The sequence below is a fragment of the Aquirufa antheringensis genome, assembly GCF_023921165.1.
In the GTDB taxonomy this organism is placed as follows: domain Bacteria; phylum Bacteroidota; class Bacteroidia; order Cytophagales; family Spirosomataceae; genus Aquirufa; species Aquirufa antheringensis.
The window spans coordinates 1132240-1142174 of sequence record NZ_CP049835.1 but is presented as its reverse complement, the minus strand read 5'-3'; the positions used below and the strand labels follow the sequence as shown (position 1 = coordinate 1142174).

At 43.4% G+C, this 9935-nt stretch carries 11 protein-coding genes; 8 read left to right on the top strand and 3 right to left on the bottom strand.

Going from position 1 to position 9935, the window contains the following annotated elements; all coding sequences use genetic code 11:
- The first annotated feature begins 409 nt into the window (after positions 1-409).
- Genes G9X63_RS05310 through G9X63_RS05295 form a run of 4 tightly spaced genes read left to right on the top strand, consistent with a single transcriptional unit; the run spans position 410 to position 2813 of the window.
- Positions 410-934, top strand: coding sequence for a hypothetical protein (locus G9X63_RS05310; protein ID WP_252624782.1), 525 nt, complete (start codon positions 410-412; stop codon positions 932-934).
- A gap of 33 nt (positions 935-967) precedes the next feature.
- Positions 968-1792, top strand: a complete 825-nt coding sequence (locus G9X63_RS05305; protein ID WP_252624781.1) for a hypothetical protein — start codon at positions 968-970, stop codon at positions 1790-1792.
- A gap of 3 nt (positions 1793-1795) precedes the next feature.
- A complete protein-coding gene (locus G9X63_RS05300; protein ID WP_130895604.1) occupies positions 1796-2281 on the top strand; it encodes an asparaginase domain-containing protein in 486 nt (161 codons plus the stop codon).
- A gap of 31 nt (positions 2282-2312) precedes the next feature.
- A complete protein-coding gene (locus tag G9X63_RS05295) occupies positions 2313-2813 on the top strand; it encodes a heme-binding domain-containing protein (RefSeq protein ID WP_252624779.1) in 501 nt (166 codons plus the stop codon).
- Positions 2814-3269: 456 nt separating this feature from the next.
- On the opposite strand, the gene G9X63_RS05290 is transcribed toward G9X63_RS05295, so the two are convergent.
- Positions 3270-4313 (bottom strand): NAD(P)-dependent alcohol dehydrogenase, encoded by a 1044-nt coding sequence (locus G9X63_RS05290; protein ID WP_252624777.1) that lies wholly within the window; start codon positions 4311-4313, stop codon positions 3270-3272.
- A gap of 92 nt (positions 4314-4405) precedes the next feature.
- On the opposite strand from G9X63_RS05290, the gene G9X63_RS05285 reads away from it, so the two are divergent.
- Both G9X63_RS05285 and G9X63_RS05280 read left to right on the top strand, forming a co-directional pair.
- On the top strand, positions 4406-4549 hold the full coding sequence (locus tag G9X63_RS05285) for a hypothetical protein (protein ID WP_252624775.1): 144 nt from the start codon (positions 4406-4408) through the stop codon (positions 4547-4549).
- Between the two features lie 331 nt (positions 4550-4880).
- A complete protein-coding gene (locus tag G9X63_RS05280) occupies positions 4881-5990 on the top strand; it encodes a Fic family protein (protein WP_252624773.1) in 1110 nt (369 codons plus the stop codon).
- Positions 5991-6073: 83 nt separating this feature from the next.
- Here G9X63_RS05280 and G9X63_RS05275 read toward each other — a convergent pair whose 3' ends face one another.
- Together G9X63_RS05275 and G9X63_RS05270 are read right to left on the bottom strand one after the other, a co-directional pair.
- Entirely contained in the window at positions 6074-7336 is a 1263-nt protein-coding gene (locus G9X63_RS05275) for a type II toxin-antitoxin system HipA family toxin (RefSeq protein WP_252624771.1), read from the bottom strand.
- A gap of 5 nt (positions 7337-7341) precedes the next feature.
- Positions 7342-7653 (bottom strand): helix-turn-helix domain-containing protein, encoded by a 312-nt coding sequence (locus G9X63_RS05270; protein ID WP_130895608.1) that lies wholly within the window; start codon positions 7651-7653, stop codon positions 7342-7344.
- 101 nt (positions 7654-7754) lie between these two features.
- Between G9X63_RS05270 and G9X63_RS05265 the strand changes: the two genes are divergently transcribed.
- Together G9X63_RS05265 and G9X63_RS05260 are read left to right on the top strand one after the other, a co-directional pair.
- On the top strand, positions 7755-9104 hold the full coding sequence (locus tag G9X63_RS05265; RefSeq protein WP_252624769.1) for a peroxiredoxin family protein: 1350 nt from the start codon (positions 7755-7757) through the stop codon (positions 9102-9104).
- Positions 9105-9444: 340 nt separating this feature from the next.
- Positions 9445-9771, top strand: coding sequence for a hypothetical protein (locus G9X63_RS05260; RefSeq protein WP_252624767.1), 327 nt, complete (start codon positions 9445-9447; stop codon positions 9769-9771).
- Positions 9772-9935 lie beyond the last annotated feature (164 nt).

Genomic DNA, 9935 nt, shown 5'->3' with positions numbered 1-9935 from the left:
ACTCTGAACCGCCGAGTTTTGCACTCCAAGATAACCGTTTGAAAAAGTTAAACTTACTTGACCTTGAGATTTAAAAGCGGTCAAAGACAAAACTACCAAGAATAAAAAAAAGGTAACTTTATGAAAAGACTTTAAAAAGCCTGTCCAATTGTTTAAAATAAACATATTTATAAAATTTAGAACACGGAGTTAAACCCCTTGAAGGTATGTTTGAGCTACACGTTATATCAACGATATGACTCAAAAATTCAATTATTAACACTAAGTTACGGCAAAGGGAAATCAATCTTTAGAGATCAATTTGAGTAATTAGTCCAAAAAAAAATTGGACTAACTCGAATCCTTCAAGATTTTGAGCAAATTTTAGAATTAGCCAGTTTTTAAAAAATTTAGCTTAATTTTAAACCACATGAGAGCGCTTTTCATACTTTTTATACTATTCATTTATTTCCCGGGGAAATCCGAGGAAATCAGTTTGGCCTACGAGGGAGAAACCCTGATAAGCTACCAGAAACCCTATATATACATCATCGAAAAGGGACAATATAGGACGATCAAGATTCCCGAAATGACGGCGTCTGCTCCCATCCCTTTCAAGTTTACAGATACGACCTTTGCTAGAAAATTTACCCCCGCGTCTCACAACCTATTTAAGGTGAACAACAAAATTTATTTGGCGGATAATTTAGGCGGGATGGTGTATGAATTAAGGCAAAATGAACTGGTTCGAATCGATCAATCCTTTGAGCATAAAATGCAGATTAATTCGGCTTCGTTTACCTTTGATAATCGCATCTTTAAGTTTGGGGGATATGGCTTTTGGTCAGCGCGTAATTTCTTCACTTATTTTGATTTAAACTCCAAAGAATGGGAGGCCTATTCCCCCGTCCAAGGGGATCAAATTCCGCCTGGATTATTCGATGTAAATCAATAAAAAAATGGGGATGAAATTACGTATTTTAATGGCATGTCAATTGATCCTTTCGATAATTTAAAGTTTGAAAAAAATCAAACCGTTTGGCATTTTAATTTGCGTAGTAAAACCTGGGAAAATAGAGGTAAAACGGCGCTGTTTTTTGGAAATAATCCCCAAAATTTTCAGTACAAAAACTACTATTTTGCCTTCACCGATGAACGTAGAATTATCCGCGTAAACTTCAATGATAATTTCTACGAAATATTCTCTAATGAGGCTGTATCGACCAAAATATCGCCTAAAATGCAACCCTTTGTGGAGAACGAACGAATTTATTTTTTTGCCAATAACCACGCTTCTGAAGGCATCGATTTAGTCTCCATATCCTTAGCGGAATTTTTAGGCAAATCACAGTCAAAAGAGGACTTCATCAAAATTGATTTTTGGTCCACCTACTCTTCCTATTTTAACCTGGTTTTAGGTCTAATTTTGCTGGGTTTAATCGCCTATATTTGGCGTAAATACAGACCCGCACAGCCGACCCTCATTACCGATAAAAACGGAATGCTGTATGTAGGAAATGCGGCCATTAATTTTGACGAAACAGAGCTAAAAGTGCTGCGCTTTTTATTGAAAAATGACGACGTTCCTAACTCCGAATTACTCGAATTAGTCGAGCAAAAAGGCGTCCATTTTTCACACAATATTCGGTTGAAAAATGACCTTTTGAATCAATTAAATCTGAAGCTAAAAGCCATCCTTCAAGTCGATGTCAATTTCATTATTTTCAAAAAATCAGACACCGATTCCCGCCTAAAAGTATACCGTTTGAACAAGCACTATTTTAAAGTAAGCGAGGAATTTTTGAACGACTAATATATGATCCAAATCTTCGTAACCGGTGGGACTTTTGACAAAGAATACAACGAGCTGAATGGCTCCCTGTTTTTCAAAGACACGCATCTGCCAGAGATGCTGGAGAAGGGCCGCAGCAGACTTTCGGTGAATATCGATACGCTTTTAATGAAAGACAGTTTAGAATTTAACGATATCGATCGCCAACTCATCTCGTCTTCCTGCGCTTCTGCCGCTGCTGATCGCATTTTAATTACGCATGGAACCGATACGATGGTGCAAACCGCGCAGTATTTGGCTGCGCAGAATTTGGGAAAAACCATCGTCCTCACCGGCGCCATGATTCCCTACAAGTTTGGTAGCTCGGATGGGATGTTTAACCTAGGAAGTGCTTTGGCATTCCTCCAAATCCTCGACCCCGGCGTCTACATTTCGATGAACGGCAAGATTTTTGCGACGAATAACGTCCGCAAGAACCTAGAAAAGGGTGAATTCGAGACAATAAATTAATACCTTGCATCTACATAAAACCCTGTTAATCATGAAAAACAAAATCATCGTCGGCTTAATCGTCGTATTAATCGCCATCCAATTCGTTCCCACAGAAAAAAATCTCTCGAACGATAACACCTACGCTTTGGAAACAAAATACGAGGTTCCCGCAGACGTTAAGGTCCTGTTAGAAAATGCCTGCAACGATTGCCACTCGAATAAATCTACCTATCCTTGGTACAGTTCGGTTCAGCCGGTGGGATTTTGGTTAGATCATCACGTGAATGATGGTAAAAAACACTTGAATTTCGCGACATTCACAAAGATGCCTATCGCGGTGCAAAACCACAAATTAGAGGAAGTGGTGGAACAAGTAGAAGAGGGCGAGATGCCCATGCCGTCTTATACGTATTTTGGCCTACATAGTAATGCCAAATTATCAGAGGCAGACCGCTCTAAAATCATCAACTGGGCTAAGTCTCAAATGGCGATGTTGAAGGCTAGCTATCCGGCGGATAGTTTAAAGATGAAGCCGAGACCACGCGGCTAAGCGCTGCTGCGCAGCTTAGTCGCGGCGTTGCCGCTTAGTCATCGCTGCGCGATTTAGTCACGACTGCGTCGTTAAGTCATCGCTTCGCGATTTAGTCGGCCCGGCGCTGTGCGCCTCAGTCGCGGCGTTGCCGCTTAGTCATCGCTGCGCGATTTAGTCGCCGCTACGCGGCTTAGTCCGGAGGGCGGAGGGCGAATGTTCGTCTGCAGGCTCTAATGGCACTATCTAGTGAAATAAACCTCGAGGTACTCAGAGGGCTTTTCAGGTATTGACAGGTTTTGTCAATACCTGAAAATCGACTTTTATACTTTACGATTTATTTCAACTAAAAGTGCCTATACGCACTCCAATCGCCACTTAAGACTAAACGGCTTCGCCGTGACTAAATTGCGCAGCGATGACTCGGTCCCCAGGACGACTAAGCGACATAGTCATGACTTCGCTGCTCCGCAGCGATTACAGCGACTTCATATCAATCACAAAGCGGTACTTCACATCAGACTTGATCACGCGCTCGTAAGCCTCGTTCACGTCTTTCATGTTGATCATTTCGACATCAGAAAGGATGTTGTGCTCCGCGCAGTAGTCGAGCATTTCTTGAGTTTCGGCGATACCACCGATCATGGATCCGATGATGGAACGTCTTTTGGAAATCAACGTAGCCGCGTAAACTTGAGCCGCCTCTGGAGGAATTCCCACTAAAAGCATCTTGCCTTCGACCTTTAATAGGCCCAAAAACTTGTTCAAATCATGTGACGCCGCCACCGTGTTCAAGATAAAGTCAAATGAACCTTTCAAAGATTCCATCGTTTCAGGGTCAGTAGACAAAGCAAAGTGATGAGCGCCCAGGGCTTTGGCATCCTGCTCTTTCGATGGTGACGTGCTCAACATGGTTACCTCTGCGCCAAAAGAAGCGGCAAATTTCACCGCCATGTGGCCCAAACCGCCTAAACCTAAAACTGCCACTTTGTGACCCTTTCCCACCCCAGCGTAGCGCAAAGGCGAATAAGTGGTGATGCCGGCGCAAAGAAGGGGAGCGACGCGCTCCAGCTCTTTGGTAAACGGAATATGCAAGGTATACGCTTCGTCGATCACATAGGTAGAAGAATATCCGCCAAAAGTTTGCGTCACCCCATCGCGGTAATAGCCATTGTAGGTAGGCGTCATCTCCTCGTCGCAGTATTGCTCCTGGCCTTTTTGGCAAGAAGGACAAACGCGGCACGAGTCCACAAAAACACCCACACCGGCCAAATCGCCCACTTTAAACTTCGTTACTTCCGATCCCACTTCCGTGATCGTACCCACAATTTCGTGGCCCGGAACAATGGGATACACAGACGGACCCCATTCAGAGCGCACCATGTGAATATCGGAATGACAAACCCCGCAATAGAGGATGTCGATTTTTACGTCTTTGGGACCCACATCGCGTCGTTCAAACTCAATCGGTGCCACCGGCGCCTGCGGATTTACCGCGCCATATCCGTGTACTTTTATCATAGTCTTGTTTATTATTATCAGGTAAATTTAGCAGATAAATAGGTAGATTTATTATATAAATGTTTCTAAAATATTTCAAACCCCTACAAACAATGGCAACTAAGAAATTACCCCATAATGAAGTATTTGAAGCAAAGACCTTGTTGTTAAAAGGCGCGATTAAACTCCCCAAAAACTTCATTTATAAATCTTCTTTGGTAAAAGCGATTACTGATAAATATCGATTGAAGCGTTGAGAGCCACTAATGTTAAAAAAACTTCGAGGCATCCAAGCCGCTTTTGGACTATTGACACTTTCTGTCAATACCTGAAAAGCCCGCTGCGTACCTCGACGTTTATTTCACGCAATAGTGCCTCCAGAGCAACCAGTCAACATATTTGACTAAATCGCGAAGCGATGACTAAGTCCGCAGGACGACTAAGCGGCAACGCCGTGACTAAGCCGCAGGACGACTAAGCGGCAACGCCGTGACTAAGCCGTAGGCGACTAAGCGGCAACGCCGAGAATAAGAAAATCAAGGCATAAAGAATTTATGCAACGATTAATCCTTACATTCGTTGCACATTATGCAACGATTAAGCACCTACATCCACGAACTCGAGTCTTGGTCTAACTTCACTTGGAGATTAGATCAACTCATCTTGCCCCTAAGTGAGGTGCATTTCTTGCAGGGGCGGATTTTGGGGAAGATGGAAGCTCTCGGTTTTTCTTTGCAAAAGGAGGCTTTTTTAGAGACCCTGACCTTGGATGTGCTGAAGACTTCGGAGATCGAGGGCGAGCGCTTGAATGCGGAGCAGGTTCGCTCTTCGATTGCGCGGCAGTTAGGTTTGGAAATTGCCGGTTCGATTCCCTCTGATCGCCACGTGGATGGGGTGGTGGAAATGATGTTAGATGCAACCCAAAACTTCAACGACCCACTCACCTCCGATCGGCTTTTCAACTGGCATTCCGCCCTTTTCCCCACCGGGCGTTCCGGAATGTACCCCATTTCGGTAGGCCAATGGAGGACAGATAAAAAGGGTCCGATGCAGGTAGTTTCGGGAGCTTTTGGCAAGGAAAAAATCCATTTTCAAGCACCAGATTCTTCCAAAATCGAGGGCGAAATGGCCCTCTTTTTAGACTGGTTTAACACCAATAAAACCCTAGACTCCGTCATAAAGGCGGGCGTTGCCCACCTCTGGCTATTGACCATCCACCCTTTTGACGATGGGAATGGTCGAATTACACGCGCAGTGACGGATTTGTTAATGGCCCGCTCAGACACCAGCGCGCAACGATTTTATAGCCTTTCGGCGCAAATACAGCTGGACAGAAATGCCTACTACACTATTTTAGAGAAAACCCAAAAAGGAAACCTCGACCTCACTCTCTGGCTCCACTGGTTTTTAGAAACCCTCATCAAAGCGCTAAAATCAACAGACACACTATTAAAACGCGTATGGTTAAAAGGGGAATTTTGGCAAAAAAACAACCTCATCACCCTCAACGACAGGCAAAAGCGAATGCTCAACAAAATCCTCGACGGTTTCGACGGCCATCTCACCTCCGATAAATGGGCAAAAATCTGTAAATGCTCAAAAGACACGGCCATCAGAGACCTAAACGACCTGCTTTCTAAAAACATTCTGCAAAAAGACGAAGCGGGCGGTCGCAGTACACGCTACCGCCTGAGTTAAAGCAGCGCATCACTATTATCGAAACTTGCAAAATTTACAAGTTTTGATAATAGTGGATTCTTAATGCAATGTTGTTAAAAAAACTAGTTCACTGATGCCATACGGAACGCATTTGCTTTTAAATCACGCTCTAATAAAGGAATTCCAACAGCTTTTGCTTCTTTCTCCCAGCCCTGAACAGCAGTCTTCACATCTACAATAATCTTTTCTGCTTGTTCTGCTTCTATTCTAAAGAATGGCGCGGTCTCTCTGAGTAGATCCCAATCCAACGCATTATCCACATCAGAGATATTTAAATGAAGACCTGTACCTGTTTCAACGGGATTAATATCATAAGCCGGGGATAAAATCCATCCCTCTTTGGACCACAAAAAACCGTGATTTCTAAGGTGGTCATCCACATTAGAAACGGCAATAGAAAAGGCCATTCGTCTCCACAATTGGACTAAATCACTCGAAACATTCGCGCCCTGTTGTATGATAAAATCAGCTAATTCAAGATAACTAGCGCCATCTTGTCCATCGGAATAGCCTAAAAGTGTCATCGCAGAAGCAAAATGTTTTCTTTTGCCAGCACTTGTTCGATCAAAGCGTTTCGTTAAAAAAGTATGGTGCTTTGTCGAATAGATGTTGGCTTTTGCCTCAGCCATTTCAAGACCCGCTTTTAAAGCCAAACGATGCGTTACCAATTCCCAGCCACCTACATCAAACGTATCTTGTCCACTTGGGAATTTGGCGATCCATAAGTGCCCTTTCACATCTGCAACACATGCTTTTGGGCGAGCGCCCCCTAAGGAAGATCCAGGCGCCACTAATAAGCTTAACCACCGCAAATAATCAGGATCCTGAACCGCTTCCTCACTTTCTAAACGCAAACTTATTTGTTCTAATTCTCTAATGGAAGTCCAGGCCGGAACCGCGTACTGTTTGTTATCGTCCAAAAAAGGTCCATCCATTTCCCTTTTAAAGCGCAATCCCCCCATCCGATTTCCATCAAAAACTCCCAACAGAAAATCCAGTTCGGTCAAATTTTGTATGGCCCTTTTTTCCAAGCGCGCCATAGCCGCCTCCCTCCTGCGCAACAAAACTCTTCCCCAGCGATCCGGCGATGAATCTAAAAACAAACCAAAATTCGCCTTATCATCACTCAAATACTGCATTCCCTCACTAAAACCTAAATCGGGATCCAGTATTTGCGCAAAATTACTCGACAACCATTCCTTCGAATAAACAAAAGAAAATACCTCTTTTCCTCGCAATAGTTCCGATTGCAGTTGACCCATGAGCATTTTCTCCTCTGGCAAACCCTCCCAATCAGCATATACAAAAAAACTTCGATAAGCCATCTTTCTTATTTTTTAGGCGCGCGTTGCTTTGTCACTAATTCCAAATCCTGTAATCTCCTTCCCAGCACATCATCTTTCGCTAGAAGCAAAAAGTCAGACGATAAATTTAGCACGTGCAATACCATAAAATACGCCCCCATACTGACAGAATCCACCCCTTTTTCAATCGAAACAAGCGTAGGACGACTGATCCCTGCCCGCATAGCCACTTGCTCTGCGCTCAATTTTCTGCGCAAACGCGCTAGCTTAATATTCTCGCCCATACCACTCAAAATTCGTTGGTATTTAGGCATAAGTGGAAATCCTGAATTCGCCATAACATTAAATATAATTTACAAATATACCCTATTTTGTTAATTTAAATTAACATTATGATTTCGTGTGGGAGTAATTTATAAAATGCTGTATATTTGCCCCCATGAACCGAATCTTTGCCCTTTTTACCCAGGCGCAATTTAAAATCACTGTTTCCCGAACAAAAAACCCCGTTTATTTCCGTGGAACGCTGTTTGATGAGAAGAATTATTTGGCCAAAGATACGGTGCGCGGCACGCTTTTAACATCGAAAACTCCCATTAAAGGCGGTATCTATTACCTACAATTCGCCCCATCCAAAGAGCGCATTTACTTCAATATCGAGAACAACGATCAATTCGCTTTGACCTTTTCAGGACCTGCCTATGTAGCCTCAGCACACTCCTCAGACCCGAAAAACGAAGTCTTTTTAAACTACCAAAGACTCGAGAAATCCTTCTCCGTCATCGACTCCCTGTACCAGGTAGAAATTGCCCGAGGCCGCAAGTTCAAATTCGCGGAGAAAGCCGCATTTTTCCAGTCCAAAACAGCTGCCTTAGTCGCCTTCCGCAAGAAAGCACTTGCTGCGCTTCCGCCCTCTTCTACACTTGCGCTCTATTTCAAATCGCTCAATACGCTAGACGAATCGGTTCCTAGCCGTACGGACTACGCGGCTCGTATGCGCTTTTTCACGAAGATTCCGTTCAGCGATGGCAAGTTATTATTCACCCCCATTTACCGTTCTTTGCTTGTAGAATACCTCTCCTATTATCCTTTGCAGGCTGATTCGATCCGTGTAGGTGTAGAAAAGGCGATGTCCAAAATCGACTGCGGCGCCAAATCCTATCCCTTCGTTTTCGACTATTTCTCCAGCGTGATGAAGAACCGAAACATCGTGGGTAACACAGAGGGCTATGCCTGGTTTTTAACCAAATACGGGGTTGGGAATGCGTGCGGCGCGTTTACCGCCGCGCAGAAAAAAGCCTTTAAAGAAGAAGCCGATAAATTGAGCGCCTTAAAATCGAACGCAGTCGCCGCAAACATCGTGCTAAAAGACACCGGCGGCGCCACCCAGGACCTCCATAAATTCGCATCAGAGAACGATTACACCCTATTAATGTTCTACGCACCCACCTGTGATCATTGCCAAAAAGAGGTCCCCGAAATCGACTCCACCACCTCCGTCATCTCCCGCATCATGAACCTGAAAATAGGCCGCTTCGCGGTCTGCAACGAACCCGGCGTATCCCGCGCGGTTTGGCTCGATTTCATTTCTAAGTACCGCGTAAACACAAACGTCCTCCACGTCGACCTGCCCGCTAATTCCCCTTTGCGCAGCACCTACGACGCCTTCTCAAACCCCACCTTTTATCTCTTAAACCGCAAAGGCGAAATCGTGGCTAAAAAAATCAGCCCCACCACCCTCCGAAAATACTTCGCCGGGCTAAAGTCTGCGCGCCCTAATGTGCCCTAGTTGGCTTTAAAAGCACTATTATGTAATATTATCCTCGAGGTACTCAGAGGGCTTTTCAGATATTGACAATTGCTGTCAATTCCACCGTTGCGATTTATCAATAACCTGATAGGTTTAGGCTGAAAATTATTAGAGGTTTGCAAATATAACCACTAATAATATGGACCTAATAGTAAGTATCACCGCGGGCCTCGCATCATCCTATTTTTTTCTCGTATTCTTCCTCTACCAGAAAAAGCCAATCATTGCGATTTCAGAAAATATAAGCCTCGTAAAATTCAATGGCGAAGACAATTACACGTTCAAATTTGTAAACTTAACCCCTGCTGTAATTTTCGACGTGCGTGTAGAATTAACATTTTATAAACCCGTGGGAGATTTTAAGGGAAACAATTTACAAGGAAGCGACATAAAACTAAAGGATAATTTTATCGCCTATATCCCAAGAAGCAACGATAATGATTCCTTTAATCTACATGCAATGCGGCTTAGAACAACTGATAATTTGCCCGATTTATGGAAAGATAAATCATCTTTTATTCGACTCACAATTATTGGAAAACATGCCCTATCTGGCTTTAATCAAGTATTTGTGAAAGATTTTTTGAGCGTAGATTGCATCACCACTAAGAAATTCCAATCCGGCAATTATTTAACCGTAAAATAAATCATTCACAATCATCATTAATCCATTTTTCCTCCTACCTTTATCACAGTTTTAAACAAACACAAAATGAAAAAAGATGTAATTGTAGGCTAAGCGCCTAATTAATATTCGAATTGAAAAAGCCTGAGTTTCAGGCTTTTTTTATGCCAAAAAAATGGGATGCA

What these genes read in the sequence shown, in the direction of transcription:
- G9X63_RS05295 (WP_252624779.1), top strand. Translation starts at nt 2,313, where the DNA reads ATGAAAAACAAAATCATCGTCGGCTTAATCGTCGTATTAATCGCCATC.
- G9X63_RS05275 (WP_252624771.1), bottom strand. Translation starts at nt 7,336, where the DNA reads ATGGCTTATCGAAGTTTTTTTGTATATGCTGATTGGGAGGGTTTGCCA.
- G9X63_RS05265 (WP_252624769.1), top strand. Translation starts at nt 7,755, where the DNA reads ATGAACCGAATCTTTGCCCTTTTTACCCAGGCGCAATTTAAAATCACT.
- G9X63_RS05270 (WP_130895608.1), bottom strand. Translation starts at nt 7,653, where the DNA reads ATGGCGAATTCAGGATTTCCACTTATGCCTAAATACCAACGAATTTTG.
- G9X63_RS05310 (WP_252624782.1), top strand. Translation starts at nt 410, where the DNA reads ATGAGAGCGCTTTTCATACTTTTTATACTATTCATTTATTTCCCGGGG.
- G9X63_RS05285 (WP_252624775.1), top strand. Translation starts at nt 4,406, where the DNA reads ATGGCAACTAAGAAATTACCCCATAATGAAGTATTTGAAGCAAAGACC.
- G9X63_RS05280 (WP_252624773.1), top strand. Translation starts at nt 4,881, where the DNA reads ATGCAACGATTAAGCACCTACATCCACGAACTCGAGTCTTGGTCTAAC.
- G9X63_RS05300 (WP_130895604.1), top strand. Translation starts at nt 1,796, where the DNA reads ATGATCCAAATCTTCGTAACCGGTGGGACTTTTGACAAAGAATACAAC.
- G9X63_RS05290 (WP_252624777.1), bottom strand. Translation starts at nt 4,313, where the DNA reads ATGATAAAAGTACACGGATATGGCGCGGTAAATCCGCAGGCGCCGGTG.
- G9X63_RS05305 (WP_252624781.1), top strand. Translation starts at nt 968, where the DNA reads ATGTCAATTGATCCTTTCGATAATTTAAAGTTTGAAAAAAATCAAACC.